We start from the raw sequence: 15860 nt of genomic DNA on the forward strand, positions 1-15860 counted from the left end.
TTAGAATCAAAATAAGCTATGAAATGAAAAAAATTTACTGCGTAACACCTGTTTACAATGATTGGGAAAGTTTTCAAGTTCTCATTTCTCATTTAGAAAAACTCCAAATAGAACAAGTTGATAGATTTCATTTTTCGGTAATTGCTATTAATGATGGTTCTAATGAGGAGAAAAGTTTCTCTAAATCTTCTTTGGATATTACGATTTTAAATCTGAAAATAAATATTGGGCATCAAAGAGCTATAGCTACAGGACTTCAATATATTTACAATGAAATTGAAGAAAAAGACTATGTGATTGTGATGGATTGTGACGGCGAAGACAAGCCAGAAGATATTATCTTGTTGCTTGAAAAAGCTGAAAATCAGAATGATAAAAAAATTATTTTTGCACAAAGAAAAAAAAGACAGGAATCTTTGTTATTCAAGTTTGGATATCTTGTGTATAAAAAATTGTTCAAGTTATTTACTGGGCAAAAAATAAATTTTGGAAATTTCAGTGCAATTCCAGCCTCACTTTTATCAAAAGTAATTTATCAAAATAACATTTGGAATCATTTTTCTGGAGGTGTCATTCAATCAAAAATTCCTTATGATCGCGTTTTATTAGACAGGGGAAAAAGATTTCATGGAGTATCAAAAATGAATTTTTATAATCTCACAATTCATGGATTAAGTTCTATTTCTGTTTACTTTGATTTTTTATCATTGCGAATTTTAAAATTTACTTTATACGGAATTTTACTCTGCGCAATCTCCATTTTTTATATTCTATATCAAAAAATATTCACTGAAAATGCCATTCCAGGGTGGGCTTCAAGTTTGACTCTTATTCTAACAGGAATTATGCTTCAGTTATTTACAGTAACTTTAATTGTATTGTTATTACAACTTAGTTCTAGAAAAAACATTGCTGTCCCCAATTCAAAAACATATGTAGATTTTATAGAGAGTATAGATGATGTCAAAAAACAATAACCATAAATTTCTTGCAATATCCATAGTATTGAATTTAATAATTTTTCAATTAAGTTATGGATTTCAGATAATTATACCAACAAATATAAATTGGTTAATGACTGTTTATCATGACTGGGGTCAGCATTATTTAGGCTGGGCTTATTTTCGAGCTGAACCTTGGCATTTTCCTATTGGAAGCATTGAAAATTATAATTTTCCGGCTGGAACAAATGTTGGTTTTACAGATTCAATTCCTTTGTTAGCCATAATCTTCAAACTATTTTCATTTTTATTATCAGATACTTTTCAATACTTCGGAATTTGGTTTTTATCTTGTCATCTATTATTAGGTTATTTTACTTTTAAGCTTTTAAACCTTTTTACTAAAAATTATATTCTCATAGTTGTTGCTGTCCTTTTGGTGTCATATAATCCAATTATATTGTATAGAGCTTTGCATCCTGCTCTTTGCGCTCAATGGTTACTAGTTGCTTCTATGTACTTTTATTTAAGAAATACTTCAAAAGAAAATGTTCATATAATCAACAAAAAACAACTTTTTATTCTTGTTTTAAGCGCACTTATTAACCCATATTTATTTTTGATGGTTTTTGGATTTGCTGTTATACTGCCTTTTAAAAATTATTATTTTGATAAGTTAATTTCTTTAAAACAGGTTTTCTTATATATATTTTCTGGTCTTTTTATAGTTTTTGTTAGTTGGTTATTAATTGGGATGGTTTCATTTTCCACTACCAAAACTATGGAAGTTCAAAACAGTTATGGACTTTATGGATTCAATTTAAATTCATTTTACAATTCTAGTGGTTGGTCTTCCTTCTTTCAAGCATTAAAAACGTATTCTCCAAGACAATATGAAGGTTTTTCGTATTTGGGTTTAGGAATATTTATTTTAATCATTATAAGTTCTATTTATCTAATTTATATAGCCTCTAAAAAATCACTTCACATAAAAAAGTATTACAAATTATTTCCTTTTTTTCTACTCATATTCATAGCAACTATTTTTGCAATAACCAATAAAGTTACAATCAATAATACCTTGTTATTTGATTACTATTTGCCAGAAATAATACTCAAAATTGGAAATGTATTTAGAGCTAGTGGAAGGTTTATTTGGATATTGTTTTATGCAATTTTATTTTATTTTTTATGGATTCTTATCAAGTCGAAGATTCCTGAAAAAGCAAAGATATTTTTGATGATTCTTATATGTAGTATTCAGTTTTACGATACAAAACTTTTGCTTACTAAAAATTTACAACCTGGAGATTATAAAGTTTTGCCGCTCAACGAAGATAAATGGACTGAGATTTCTTCCAATTTTCAAAAGATAATTACGTATCCACTTTATAATAATAGCCTGTTATACAATTCTGATTATCAAGATTGGTGTTACATTGCCCTAAAAAACAAATTGCCAATTACCAATGGTTATGTTGCAAGAGAATCTGGCACAAAAAACTTGATGTATCAACAACAATTTCAAGAGGAAATTGCCAATGCAATCATCAATGAAAATGATTTAATTATCACAACCCCTAAATATTTATCAGATTTTAATTCATTAATTTACAAACAGCGAGTAGATATTGGATTTATGGATGGATTTTATTATTTATATTCAAGAGAAAATGCAAAAATGAACAAGCATCATTTTTCTAAATCGGAATTGTTTAAGGCAGATTCTATTTTCAGTAAATTGAAAAATACTTATAAAATAACTACTATCAATAAACCTATCATTCATGAAAATAAAATGCAATTTAATATTGAGAAATTTACTTTTCAAAATCAAATAATTAATCTAAAAGGATGGGCTTTTTTGAATGATAACCCGAAAGTTAATGATGTTATTTTTATTGCATTAAGCAATGATAAGAATACATATTTACTAAAAACAAATAGTATTGAAAGATTAGATGTCTCAGGTCATTTTAAAAATGATAATCTTAAAAACGCAGGTTTTAAGACTAGTTTGATTACTGATGAGATAGAAAATGGCGTTTATAATATGAGCATTGGAATCCAATCAGGAAATGAAATATTATTTCAATCTGCCAATAAACCTGTAATTGAGATAATGAATGAAATAAATCCTATAATTTTAAAAGAATTACCAAAAGTTACAAATTCTATTACTTATAACTTAGAAGAAAGTTTGATAAAATCAAATAAAATTATACTATCAGGTTGGGGATTTATGAACGAAAAATCAATGAAGAATACTAAAATTTCTATTATTTTAGAAAGTGATTCTCTAATTTATTCTTTAAACACTACAATCATTCCACGCCCAGATGTAGCTAACCATTTTGGTGAAAAAATAGATTCAGAAAATGTTGGATTTAAGTTAAATTTTGAACAACAAATTTTGAAAAAAGGAGAATACAAAATAGGTATTTTGTTTACAGATAATGAAGGCAAAAAAGAAGCATTTATAATCACTGATAAAACCATAAAAAATTAAGTGAATAATAAAGTATTTTTAGATAATTTAATTGAAATTTGCTGACTGAATAATTCCAATTTTAAGAATGAAAAAGGAATTTTATATAGTTCTATTATGCTATATATCATGAGATTTGTATAGGATAAAAAGAATGTTACTTGAATGGATAGAAAAAAAATTTTAATTAAAAACATTTCATTAGGCTTGGTTTATAAGTCTATAAATTTATTGATTGTTTTTACTACCATTCCATTGTTGCTGAATTACTTGGACAAAGAATTGTATGGAATTTGGGCTACTATATTTTCTTTAATCAACATCATCATTTTTGTTGACGGAGGAATTGGAAATGGTTTAAAAACGAAATTAGCAGAATCTTTGAGTTTGCAAAACTTTCATCTTGCAAAAACTTACATTTCAACAGCCTATGTTTCTATTCTAGTAATTTCTTTAGTTCTGTTCGCTGTTGCCTCTTTATTTATCTACTTAACAGATTTTCAAAAACTTTTCAATACAGCTCTATTAACAAATAGTGAATTTCAAATTATTTTAACAATCACCTTTTTTTTAGTAATTATTGGATTTATACTAAATCTCTACAAATCCTTCTACTACGCAAATCAACAAGCATCTAAAGTAGAACTTTCATTGTTGATTTACCAGATAATTATATTGATATCGATTACTTTGTTGATGCAATTTTATTCAAAAAGCCTTCTATTGATTGCGATAATTTATGGAGGATCAAACGTATTGATTGGGCTTTGGTTTTCGTTTCAGTTTTTTAAAAGAAACAAGCAAATTATACCAGAAATCAGTTTTTTTAACAAAGAAAAAGTAAAATCATTGATGGGTTTGAGTTTAGAGTTTTTTGTTATTCAACTTTCAATGATTGTTATTTTTACAACAGATAATTTAATAATCACGAATCTCATTGGACCAAAAGATGTGGCAACTTATGACGTTGTTTATAGATTATTTCATTTACTGATAACACTCTCTGCGATAGCTCAAGATCCATTATGGGCTTTATATACAGATGCTTATCAGAAAAAGGATTTTAATTGGATAAAAAAATCAATCAAAAGATTGAATAAATTATACTTATTATTTATACTGGTTGTGATCATTTTATACTTTATTGCAAATCCATTTATCCAATTTTGGACACAAAAAGATTTAGGCATCCTAGATAGTTTATTATTAATAATGGCGATTTTTGTTTTGATAAGAGTTTATGGATTAATTTATATGGTTTTTCTAAATGCCATTGGTAAGATAAAACTTCAAATGTGGTTATTTGTATTTGGTGCGATCATCAATATTCCAATTTCAATTTTCTTAGTTAAAAATACTGATTTAGGAAGTGGAGCTGTTATTTTAGGAACAGTTTTGAGTATTTTTAGTTTATCGATACTTTTACCCATTCAAACAAATAGAATTTTATCTAAAAAGTAAGTTTTCTTAATCAAATTTAAAATTGAGTATTAATGTATCAAAACATCTTGTTTTTCAATTAAAAATAAAGCAATACCAAAGTAATGATGAAATTATTTTTAAGCGTAATTACAGTAAGTTTAAATTCTGAGGTGACAATTGAAAAAACAATTCAATCAGTTTTGAACCAAAATTTCACTAGCTTTGAATATATTATAGTTGATGGAAATTCATCTGATAATACAATTAAAATAATTAAAAAGTATGAATCTAAATTTCATCAAAAAAACATTCAATTTACTTGGATAAGTGAACCTGATTCAGGTATTTATAATGCATGGAATAAAGGGTTAAAGCTTGCCAAAGGAAATTGGATTTCCTTTTTAGGCTCTGATGATATTTATTTAGATAATGTTTTAGAAAAATATGCAAGTGTAATTTTAGCCAATCAAAATGCAGATTTCATTCATTCAAAAGTGAAACTAATGGATAAAAATAAGGTGAAATTTATATTTTCTGATACATGGAAATGGACTGAATTTAGAAGATATATGAAAATTGCTCATGTAGGTTCTTTTCATAATAGAAAGTACTTTGAAAAATATGGAAATTTTAATGAAAAGTATAAAATAGTAGGGGATTATGAAATGTTGTTGAGGGCAAAAGACACTTTAAAAACTGTTTTTATTGATGAATTTACAGCCGAAATGAATGATGGCGGAGTTAGTAATCAAAATGTAGTAAGAGCCTTTAGTGAAGCAAGAATTGCTAAAATTTCAACGGTTCATGTTTTAAAACCAATAGCCTATTTTGATTTTTATTTTTCATTATTAAAATATTATATGTCAAGTTTTTTGAAAAAAATGAATCTTAATCTCAGAAAAAAATAACTAAAAGTTTATAATTTTATGAAAAATATACTTTTTGTTCATCAATCTGCAGATTTGTATGGTTCAGATAAAACACTTTTATTGCTTGTTAAATCTTTAAAAGATACTATAAATCCAATTGTAGTTGTTCCTGAAGAAGGGCCGTTAACGGATGAGTTAAAAAAAAATGGTGTTGAGGTTTTAATAATACCTGTTTTAAAAGTTTCTAGAGATCTTTTTACTTTCAAAGAAATTTTAAAATTTCCTTTTCAAATAATTAAAGCAATTTATAAACTTAGAAAAAAAATTGGAAATAGAAAAATTGATATCATTCATTCCAATACACTAGCCGTTTTTTTGGGGGCATTTTATGGGAAACTATTCCGAATTAAACACGTTTGGCATGTTCACGAAATTATTTTATATCCCAAAATTGCTGCAAAATCGTACCCTTTTTTAGTAAATTGGTTCTCAGATGAGGTAGTATTTAACTCTTTAGCGTCTGCTGAAAATTTATTTACTGGCAAAAATACTCTACAATTAAAATCCCAAATTATATATAATGGCATACATAGGGCTCAATCATTTCTGGCTGATGAAGAACGGAATTTAATCAGAAAAAATTTATTTAAAAGCATACAAAATAATTCCATAATAATTGGATTGGTTGGAAGAATAAATAAACATAAAGGTCAACAATTATTACTTTCTGTTTTTGATAAATTAAAAAAGGAAAGCTCAAAAAATATATATTTATTATTTATTGGTTCTACTATAAAGTCACAACAGTTTTTATTAGACGTACTACAAAGGGAGATTCAAAATAGAAATATTGAAGATGTGGTTACAATAATCGATTTTCAAAAAGATATTTGGAAATATTACGATTGTTTAGATATCATTGTTGTTCCAACAACAGACCCTGAACCTTTTGGTTTGGTTGCAGTTGAAGGAATGCTTTCAAAAAAACCTGTAATCGCTGCCAATCACGGAGGTTTAAAAGAAATTGTGGTGCATCAAAAAACAGGATTGTTATTTGAGCCATGCAATGAATCTGATTTAAAAAACGCTATTGAAACACTCATAAAAAATCAACATTTGATTGAATTATTTGGTTTGGAGGGTGAAAAAAGAGCAAAATCTGAATTTTCCTTAGAAAATTATATCAAGAGCTTTAGAGAACTCTATGATAAGAAATTATAAAAATAATACGTTATATTAAAAGATTAAATGAAATAACTCAGAACGTAAATGGTTACCATAAATAAGTATCAAGCTCTTTTTGGATTTATAACATTTTTAATCATTCAATTTTCAATATTTGAATTGCATTTTGGGATATATGTATTAACGAGTTTCATTTGTTTTTCAACAATTTCTAAAAATGTTATCAATCTTATTTCTTACATTATTATTTTATTAATAATTGCGGGTATTTCATCCATATTTCAAAAACCCACGTTATACGATTTCATTAAGGATTTTGCGTATTTTACAAAGCCCATTATTGCGTTAATTGCAGGCTATTTATTGGCAAAAAAAATAGCCGATTTTTCAAGTTTTTTAAGAACATTCATCTATGTGGTTTGTTTGCTTTCGGTGTTTCATATATTCAATATTTTTCTCAATGTTGATTTTTCTCAAGCCTCTGTTACAAAAATCAGAACAATTGGAGGGATTTCTAATTTATCAGAAGTGATTGCATTGACAATTATTATTGCCTCATATCGAATTCAATTTTTGGATGTAATTAAAAATAAACTACTCAAAAAAGTAATTTTAAGTATTATTTTTCTATCATTTTTTCTCTATTTTTCTAGAACCATGTTTGTTTCTTTAGGATTGTTTTTATTGGCTATTTTTGGCTATTTAAAAATCACTTCAAAAGGCTTGAAATATGGATTTTTAGCATTATCAGCTTTTTTACTATTTTATGTGTATCTTTTTAATGCCAATTTAGAACGTGATAAACCTGGATTAGAATCTTTTTTATACAAATTAAAAATAGCTCCTTCCGAAATTTTTACTCCTATTAGAACAGTAGATCCAAACAATCATGCCTATTTATGGGATCATTGGAGGGCTTATGAGGCAACTTTGGCAATTGATCAAATAAATACTCCTGTAACTTTTCTGATAGGAAAAGGTTTAGGAGCTTTAGTCGATTTGAAATTTAAAGTATATCTTGGCGATTCAGAAATGAGATATATTCCTATGCTTCATAATGGTTTTGTGCTTGTTTTTTTTAAAACGGGTATCATTGGATTTTTTATTTACCTCCTTTTTTTAATCAATATGTACCTTTTTGCATATGCAAAAATAACATCAGAGAAAACGAGAATCATCAATAATTTAATTTCAGGTTTTGGGGTTTATTTCATATTTTCTTCATTAATTATTAGTGGGATATATAATATTGAGGACTTTTATATGTTTATAGTTGGAACACTACTTTTTTTTAGAAAAGAGGCTAAAATTAATTTGATTGAAGAATGAAAATAGCGATTATTGGAACGAGAGGAATTCCGAATCATTATGGTGGTTTTGAGCAATTTGCAGAATATTTAGCGGTTTATTTAGTAAAGCATAATTGCGAAGTGTATGTGTATAATTCTTCTAACCATCCATACAAAGAGAAGACGTTCAATGGCGTAAACATCATTCACTGTAATGATCCAGAAAATAAAGTGGGTACTGTTGGGCAGTTCATTTATGATTTGAATTGTATCCTTGATACCCGCAAAAAAGACCTTGATGTTATTCTTCAATTAGGATATACAAGCAGTTCTATTTGGTCGTTTGTTTTTCCTAAAAAACCTCTTATTATTACCAATATGGATGGCTTGGAATGGAAGAGAAGTAAATATAATTTTTTAGTAAAACAGTTTTTGAAATTTGCGGAAAGATTAGCTGCCAAATACAGTGATTTTCTAGTTGCAGATTCTGAAGGCATCAAAAAATATATCGATAAAAAGTATCAAAAAGATTCTAAATTTATAGCATATGGTTGTGAGGTTGTATCTGATGTTGATGAGAGTATTCTTAAAAAATATCATGTTGAGAAGTATGGTTACAATATGCTCATTGCTAGGATGGAACCAGAAAATAATGTGGAAACAATTCTTGACGGAGTTGTATTAAGCGATTCAAAAACACCATTTTTAGTTATTGGAGATTATACAATCAATAATTTTGGTCAAAGAATTAAAGAGAAATTTAGTAATAATTCGCAAATTATATTTTTAGGTAGTATTTATAATAATTACGAGTTAAATGTTTTGAGGTTTTTCTGTAATTTTTACTTTCATGGGCATTCTGTTGGGGGCACAAACCCGTCTTTATTAGAAGCCATGGGTTCAAGTAATTTTATTATTGCACATAATAATATTTTCAATAAAGCGGTTTTGAAAGAAAATGCTTACTATTTTTATACCCCAGAAGATGTTAGTTTTTATTTGAAAAATAAAGATAAAAAACTTGAAGAAGGTAAAATTCAAAGAAATCTTGAAAAAATAAACAACGAGTATGATATTAACAAAATAAATGGCAGCTATCTATCCTTTTTTGATGAATGCTTACAAAAAAAGCATCAGTAATATTGACGAATTATTAGTTACTCTTATTTTAATTACACTACCACTTGGGGGGTATGCCATCAATAGCATCGTTGTAATTTTGTTTTTTTTACTCAGTGTTTATAGGTATTTTACTTCAAAACCATCAATAGTTTTTTCAAAATTACCTTTTTTATTTATTGCTTTTTATGTATTGTGTATCTTATCATTACTTTGGACAGATTCTATTAAAAATACTTTTGATGGATTAATTCGTTTTTTATCGTATTTAGTACTTCCTTTAGCTTTTGTGATAAATGCAGAAAACACATTCAGCATTGATAAAATCTTTGAGAGATTTTCAAAATCGATGGTCCTTTTCGCTTTGTATTGCCTAATTATTGGATTCATAAAGGTTCTTAAATACGATGACATCAATTTCTTATTTTATCATGAATTAAGTGGAAATTTAAGTCAATTAAATGCTATTTATTTATCCGTTTTCATCAGTTTGGCTATTGGATTTTTTTTATTTAAAAGTAAAAAATCAAAAGCAACACTTTTTTATGCCATTTTTTTAGGTGTTTTTTTGGTGTTACTTTCCTCGAAAATCATCATTTCAATGACTTTTGTATTCATTATATGGTATTTTTTAAAAAATAATATTTTAAAAAAAGTAAAACCTATACATTTTATTACGGTTATTCTGATGTCGTTTATTTTTATGATTTCTTCTATAAACCTTGTAAACCGTTTTAAAACTGAATATGAAAAAACTAAAATCAATGAGGTTTTAGAAACAAAAGATTTTGGACATGTATATCTCTGGACAGGTGTTGGTTTAAGGGTTTTCCAAACAAAAGCCTTTCTAGAAATATTGACCGAAAAAAAAAGAATATTCTTGGGAAGTGGTTTACATAATTCTCAGGAAGACCTTAATAATAAGTACAAAGAATACAATTTATACCCAGGTTTTTTAAACTATAATTTTCACAATCAATACTTGCAAGTACTTGCAGAATTAGGATTGATCGGATTCAGTTTATTAGTATTAATTTTGTATCTTGTACTCTATAAATCGATTATTGAAAAAGATTATTTTGCATTATTTTTTATCATATTAATAGGGACAGTTTGTATTACAGAATCATTTTTATGGAGACAAAGAGGAATGATTTTTTTTATTACAATAACGTTGTTAATCAATCAAAAGCTAAAAAAAATATAGTTCTTGAAACGTAAAAAATACATATCTATTAGGTCATTAGTTATTCTAATCGATTTAATCTGTATTGTCGGAATAAAGTATGCTGTTTCCGACAGAATGTATTTTAATTTCCCATTTTTAACGTACAGCTCCATTTTTTGGTTTTTTATTGCATACTACAACAAATTTTATGTTGTTCATAGTTACACTCATTTTATTGATTTAGTACGATTACTCATCACACAGTTTTTCGTATTTAGTCTTGCTTACTTTAGTTATTTCACCCTTTTTAAAGAAGGTGAAGTCATTGACAATCAATTCTTAATTCTTGGATTGATTTTTGGCTTTGTTACTTTTTTTAAGTTTTTTATATTTTTTGTTCAAAAGGAATTCAGAATTAAGCAAAAAGAATTCAAGAAAGTAGTATTGTTTGGAGATGTAAATAGCGCAACAAAACTGGAATCATTATTTAAAGAAAAAATTGAATTTGGATATGAGTTTTACGGATTTTTCTCAAGAAAAAAAGAAGAATCTCCTAAATATTTAGGACATGCAAAAGAAGGATTTGAATTTGTGTTAGCACATAAAATCGAAGAAATATATTGCGATCCTGCACATTTTTCTGATAAATATTTAATTAAAATCAGACAGTTTTCTGAAGAGCATGATCTTGAATTGAGATTTTTGCCTGAGACAAAAGCCATTTATAGTAAGGATTTTACCTTAGACTATTTAGGGACTGTACCCATTTTAAAACCAAAACCACTTCCTTTTGAAAAAATAGAAACTCATGTTATTAAAAGGTTATTTGATATCCTTTTTTCTTTAACAGTTTGTGTATTTATATTATCTTGGCTCCTTCCAATATTATGGATTATCGTAAAAAGTGATTCAAAAGGACCCTTATTTTTCAAGCAAAAAAGAGATGGATTGGATGGGAAACAATTTTATTGTTACAAATTGAGATCAATGGTAATAAATGATGATGCTGATAAAATTTCAGCAACAAAAAATGACCCAAGAATTACAAAAGTGGGTGCTTTTTTAAGAAAATCAAGTATTGATGAATTGCCACAATTTTTTAATGTGCTTTTTGGTGATATGAGTGTAGTTGGGCCTCGACCTCATATCAATGTTCAAAATGAAAAATATGCTTCTGAAATTGACAATTATTTATTGCGAAATTCAGTAAAACCAGGCATTACAGGTCTTGCACAAATAAGTGGTTTTAGAGGAGAAGTAACAAAAAAATCAGACATTAAAAATAGAGTTCGTTTAGATGTTTTTTATATTGAAAATTGGTCTTTTTTCTTAGATGTAAAAATAGTCATACAAACATTTTTAAACTTTTTTAAAAAAGAAGAGAAGGCATATTAGATGAGAGAAAACATAATTTTGACAGGGTCAATTGTTTTGTATGAAGAGAATTTAACGGATTTAGATGCTACAATTCAATCCTTTTTAAACATTCCAATTTCAAACAAGATACTTTATTTGATAGATAATACAGATGAAAACTTTTATGAATATGTTTTTGTTCTTGAAAATATTCAATACATTCCATCAGAAAAAAATATTGGATTTGGAGCTGGTCACAACAGTGTCATTGAAAAAATCAAAAAAACTTCAGACTATCATTTGATTTTAAATCCCGATGTAAGTTTTAAAGAAAAAGTAATTCCAAATCTTATTTTGCAATTGGAAAAATATCCTGATGTTGCCATGATTGCTCCTAGAGTTTTCTTTCCTGATGGCAGTCATCAATATTCATGCAGAAGATATCCAGTGATTAGTGAGTTGCTTGCAAGAAGATTTACGTTCTTACATCTTATTTTTAAAAATAAAGTTTTTAAAGGTGAATACCGTGAAAAAAACCTATCAGAACCCTTTTTTGCAGAGTATTTGACAGGCTGTTTTCAATTGTATAAAACCGAAGATTTTCTTGCTTTAAACGGTTTTGATGAGCGCTATTTTTTATATATGGAGGATGTTGATATTTGTAAAAAAATTGATCTTTTAGGAAAGAAAAAATTATATTATCCACAAGAGCAAATTATTCATATTTTAAAACAAGGGTCTTTAAAAAATGCTAATCTTTTTTTTAGTCACCTTTCATCTGCAATAAAGTATTTTTTAAAGTGGGGATTTTAGTTTCCAACTTTTTTTAAAATATATTTGCAAACAAATCAACAAAAAATGAAGGTACTTATTTTAGGTTCAGGAGGAAGAGAGCACGCTTTTGCTTTCAAATTAGCCGAAAGTAACAAAATCACACAACTTTTTGTAGCTCCAGGAAATGCAGGAACACAAGAATTGGCTATCAATTTAGACATCAATCCAACAGATTTTGAGGCTGTAAAAAAAGCTGTTTTAGAGAATGCTATTGAAATGGTAGTTGTGGGTCCAGAAGCACCTTTGGTGGCAGGAATTCATGATTTTTTTCTTGCGGATGCTACGTTAAATCACATTCCTGTGATAGGCCCTAAAAAAGATGGTGCTTTGCTGGAAGGAAGTAAAGATTTTTCAAAAAAATTCATGCAAAAACATGGAATTCCAACTGCAAAATATCAATCTTTTACGAATGAAACCTTAGAAAATGGATTCAAATTTCTCGAAACTTTACAACCTCCTTTTGTACTAAAAGCAGATGGTTTGGCTGCAGGAAAAGGGGTTTTGATTTTACATTCTTTGGCAGAAGCAAAAGCGGAATTGAAAGAAATGTTGACAAATCAAAAATTTGGGGAAGCTTCATCAACTGTGGTAATTGAAGAATTTTTGAAAGGAATTGAATTGTCAGTTTTTGTATTGACAGATGGAAAATCATACAAAATATTGCCTTCAGCAAAAGATTATAAAAGAATTGGAGAAGGAGATGCAGGATTGAATACTGGTGGAATGGGTGCCATCTCTCCTGTGCCATTTGCGGATGAAGATTTCATCAATAAAGTAGAGGAATTAGTGGTGAAACCAACCATAGCTGGACTGCAAAAAGACGGAATTGATTATCGTGGTTTTATTTTCATTGGGTTGATGAATGATGCTGGAAATCCATCTGTTGTTGAATATAATGTGAGAATGGGAGATCCTGAAACCGAAGTTGTAATACCAAGAATTGAATCGGATTTGTTTGAATTATTTGAGGGTGTTGCCCATCAAACTTTGCATGAAAAATCGTTTCAAGTTTCTTCAAAAACAGCAACAACTGTCATGTTGGTTTCTGGTGGTTATCCAGATGAATATGAAAAAAATAAAGAAATTGTAGGTTTTGAAAACGTAGAAAACTCTATTGTTTTTCATGCAGGAACTACCCTGAAAAATGGGAAAGTAGTTTCGAATGGAGGCAGAGTAATGGCAATAACTTCTTTTGGAAATACGATGGAAGAGGCTTTAGAAAAAAGTTATAAAAGCATAGATAAAATCTGCTTCGAAAAAATGTATTTCAGAAAAGATATTGGTTTTGATTTGAAATAAAATCAATATTATTTCGCTTTTTCAATCGTAAAAGAAAACTCAGATCCTTCTCCATAAGTACTTTTTAGGAGTATGTTTTCATTGTGAGCTTCTAAGATGTGTTTTACAATTGACAATCCTAATCCAGATCCACCTTGTTCTCTTGACCTGCTTTGATCTACTCTGTAAAATCGCTCAAAAAGTCTTGATAAGTGTTGTTTTTGAATGCCTTCCCCATTGTCAATCACTTTCACAATGAATTTATGATCGTTATAAGCTTCAACACCAACAACGGTAGTTCCATTTGGCTTGCCATATTTGATAGAATTTACCACCAAATTGATCAGCACTTGCTCAATTTTTTCAATATCTGCTTTTACAAACATTGGAAATTCATAAATCCTATCAAATTGTAAGGTAATATTTCTTTTTTTAGCTCTCATTTCAAACAAATCAAATACATTTTGAATGAGTTCTAAAATATTAAAAACTTCTACATTAAGTTTTAAACTTTCGGTTTCTAATTTGGCAATCATATCCAAATCTTTGATGACAGCTACCAATCTCTCTACGCCTTTATTTGCCCTGTCAAGATATTTCATACGGATTTGTTTGTCATTAATAGCACCTTCCATCAATGTCAAAATATATCCTTGAACTGTAAAAAGAGGTGTTTTTAGTTCATGTGCAACATTTCCTAAAAAATCTCTTCTGAAGGAATCTCTTTCTGTTAAACTTTTGATTTCTAGTCTTTTGCCTTCTACAAATTCTTCCATACTTTTTGATATATTTTCAATATCTGTAATGGTTGAATCTTTTTTTAGATTTTTAGCATCCAAAATAGAAACATCATTGTAAATCTTTTTTAGTCGCCTGTAAATAAAATGTTCTGCTCTGTATTGAATGAAAAAAAAGGAAATTATAAAAAAGGAAAAAATAGCAACTAAAATGGTGTAATTGCCAAGAACATCATGAACATAAAAATAAGAAATGGCTGCAATAATGACAAAAAGAAGCGTCAAATAGAAAGCAGACCAAAATGCGTACGAATAGGTTTTTTTGAATTTCATTGCATCAAAACTACTTATCTTGACCCTTTAAAACAAATTTATAACCAACTCCTTTTACTGTTTTAAAATAATCATCACCAATTTTTTCACGCAATTTTCGAATATGAACGTCAATAGTTCTTCCACCTACAACAACTTCATTTCCCCAAACTGTATCTAAAATAGCTTCTCTTTTGAAAACTTTTCCTGGTTTTGAGGTAAGTAATGAAAATAATTCAAATTCTTTTCTAGGAAGCTCAATTTTTTTGCCAGATTTGTAAATAACATATTCATCTCTGTCAATAACAATATCACCAATTTTAGTATTTTCTTCCTCATTTTCTGGCTCCGTTTTTAACCTTCTTAGCAATGATTTAATTTTACTAATCAGTACTTTTGGTTTGATAGGTTTTGTGATATAATCATCTGCACCTGCTTCAAAACCAGCAACTTGAGAATAATCTTCGCCTCTAGCTGTTAAAAAAGCAATAATCACATTTTCCAATGATTTTGTTTTTCTAATTTTTTCACAGGCTTCAATACCATCCATTTCAGGCATCATAATATCCAACAAAATCAGATGAGGAATGTGTTTTTTTGCAGCTTTAATAGCCTCTAAACCATTTTCAGCGGTATAAACTTCATAGCCTTCATTTTTTAGATTGTAACCAACTATTTCCAAAATATCTGGTTCGTCATCTACCAATAGAATTTTAATATCGTTTTTATTCATATAATTTATATAGAAATCGTTCAAAAATACTCATAATTTTGTAAGAAATTGTTGTTGTTAACAATCATTTAATCTTAGTGGTTTTCGTTTACAATTATTTAATGTATACTAAAGAGTTGATATACAGGT

13 protein-coding genes are annotated in these 15860 nt (G+C 27.9%); 11 read left to right on the forward strand and 2 right to left on the reverse strand.

Going from position 1 to position 15860, the window contains the following annotated elements:
• Positions 1 to 23: 23 nt before the first annotated feature.
• From IU405_RS04485 to purD, 11 genes are all read left to right on the forward strand, one after another.
• The gene (locus tag IU405_RS04485) at positions 24 to 977 is read left to right on the forward strand and encodes a glycosyltransferase (RefSeq protein WP_197437415.1); all 954 of its coding nucleotides are present in this window, start codon (positions 24 to 26) and stop codon (positions 975 to 977) included.
• Positions 961 to 3450 (forward strand): DUF6311 domain-containing protein, encoded by a 2490-nt coding sequence (locus IU405_RS04490; protein WP_262894632.1) that lies wholly within the window; start codon positions 961 to 963, stop codon positions 3448 to 3450. Before IU405_RS04485 ends, IU405_RS04490 begins: the two co-directional genes overlap by 17 nt.
• Before the next feature lie 144 nt (positions 3451 to 3594).
• Positions 3595 to 4890 carry an oligosaccharide flippase family protein gene (locus IU405_RS04495; RefSeq protein WP_197437417.1) on the forward strand — a complete coding sequence of 432 codons (1296 nt, stop codon included), beginning with the start codon at positions 3595 to 3597 and terminating at the stop codon, positions 4888 to 4890.
• Positions 4891 to 4973: 83 nt separating this feature from the next.
• Positions 4974 to 5759: a glycosyltransferase family 2 protein gene (locus IU405_RS04500; RefSeq protein ID WP_197437418.1), complete on the forward strand. Its 786-nt coding sequence runs from the start codon at positions 4974 to 4976 to the stop codon at positions 5757 to 5759.
• A gap of 18 nt (positions 5760 to 5777) precedes the next feature.
• Positions 5778 to 6941, forward strand: coding sequence for a glycosyltransferase family 4 protein (locus tag IU405_RS04505; RefSeq protein WP_197437419.1), 1164 nt, complete (start codon positions 5778 to 5780; stop codon positions 6939 to 6941).
• A 48-nt stretch (positions 6942 to 6989) separates the two neighbouring features.
• On the forward strand, positions 6990 to 8234 hold the full coding sequence (locus IU405_RS04510) for an O-antigen ligase family protein (RefSeq protein ID WP_197437420.1): 1245 nt from the start codon (positions 6990 to 6992) through the stop codon (positions 8232 to 8234).
• Positions 8231 to 9334, forward strand: a complete 1104-nt coding sequence (locus IU405_RS04515; RefSeq protein ID WP_197437421.1) for a DUF1972 domain-containing protein — start codon at positions 8231 to 8233, stop codon at positions 9332 to 9334. The genes IU405_RS04510 and IU405_RS04515 overlap by 4 nt, the downstream gene beginning before the upstream one ends.
• Positions 9282 to 10520 carry an O-antigen ligase family protein gene (locus IU405_RS04520; protein WP_197437422.1) on the forward strand — a complete coding sequence of 413 codons (1239 nt, stop codon included), beginning with the start codon at positions 9282 to 9284 and terminating at the stop codon, positions 10518 to 10520. Before IU405_RS04515 ends, IU405_RS04520 begins: the two co-directional genes overlap by 53 nt.
• 3 nt (positions 10521 to 10523) lie before the next feature.
• Entirely contained in the window at positions 10524 to 11876 is a 1353-nt protein-coding gene (locus IU405_RS04525; protein ID WP_231749542.1) for an exopolysaccharide biosynthesis polyprenyl glycosylphosphotransferase, read from the forward strand.
• Complete coding sequence (locus IU405_RS04530) at positions 11877 to 12650, forward strand: glycosyltransferase (RefSeq protein WP_197437423.1); 774 nt, start codon at positions 11877 to 11879, stop codon at positions 12648 to 12650.
• Between the two features lie 45 nt (positions 12651 to 12695).
• Complete coding sequence (gene purD, locus IU405_RS04535; RefSeq protein ID WP_197437424.1) at positions 12696 to 13970, forward strand: phosphoribosylamine--glycine ligase; 1275 nt, start codon at positions 12696 to 12698, stop codon at positions 13968 to 13970.
• A gap of 8 nt (positions 13971 to 13978) precedes the next feature.
• On the opposite strand, the gene IU405_RS04540 is transcribed toward purD, so the two are convergent.
• Both IU405_RS04540 and IU405_RS04545 read right to left on the reverse strand, forming a co-directional pair.
• Positions 13979 to 15019, reverse strand: coding sequence for a sensor histidine kinase (locus IU405_RS04540; RefSeq protein ID WP_197437425.1), 1041 nt, complete (start codon positions 15017 to 15019; stop codon positions 13979 to 13981).
• Between the two features lie 10 nt (positions 15020 to 15029).
• Entirely contained in the window at positions 15030 to 15731 is a 702-nt protein-coding gene (locus IU405_RS04545) for a response regulator transcription factor (RefSeq protein WP_197437426.1), read from the reverse strand.
• Positions 15732 to 15860 lie beyond the last annotated feature (129 nt).

The organism is Polaribacter sp. BAL334 (assembly GCF_015767435.1).
In the GTDB taxonomy this organism is placed as follows: Bacteria; Bacteroidota; Bacteroidia; order Flavobacteriales; family Flavobacteriaceae; genus Polaribacter.

Coding starts and splice junctions, on each gene's coding strand:
- IU405_RS04500 (WP_197437418.1), top strand. CDS start 4,974: ATGATGAAATTATTTTTAAGCGTAATTACAGTAAGTTTAAATTCTGAG.
- IU405_RS04485 (WP_197437415.1), top strand. CDS start 24: ATGAAAAAAATTTACTGCGTAACACCTGTTTACAATGATTGGGAAAGT.
- IU405_RS04490 (WP_262894632.1), top strand. CDS start 961: ATGTCAAAAAACAATAACCATAAATTTCTTGCAATATCCATAGTATTG.
- IU405_RS04510 (WP_197437420.1), top strand. CDS start 6,990: ATGGTTACCATAAATAAGTATCAAGCTCTTTTTGGATTTATAACATTT.
- IU405_RS04520 (WP_197437422.1), top strand. CDS start 9,282: ATGGCAGCTATCTATCCTTTTTTGATGAATGCTTACAAAAAAAGCATC.
- IU405_RS04495 (WP_197437417.1), top strand. CDS start 3,595: ATGGATAGAAAAAAAATTTTAATTAAAAACATTTCATTAGGCTTGGTT.
- IU405_RS04505 (WP_197437419.1), top strand. CDS start 5,778: ATGAAAAATATACTTTTTGTTCATCAATCTGCAGATTTGTATGGTTCA.
- purD (WP_197437424.1), top strand. CDS start 12,696: ATGAAGGTACTTATTTTAGGTTCAGGAGGAAGAGAGCACGCTTTTGCT.
- IU405_RS04530 (WP_197437423.1), top strand. CDS start 11,877: ATGAGAGAAAACATAATTTTGACAGGGTCAATTGTTTTGTATGAAGAG.
- IU405_RS04545 (WP_197437426.1), bottom strand. CDS start 15,731: ATGAATAAAAACGATATTAAAATTCTATTGGTAGATGACGAACCAGAT.
- IU405_RS04540 (WP_197437425.1), bottom strand. CDS start 15,019: ATGAAATTCAAAAAAACCTATTCGTACGCATTTTGGTCTGCTTTCTAT.
- IU405_RS04515 (WP_197437421.1), top strand. CDS start 8,231: ATGAAAATAGCGATTATTGGAACGAGAGGAATTCCGAATCATTATGGT.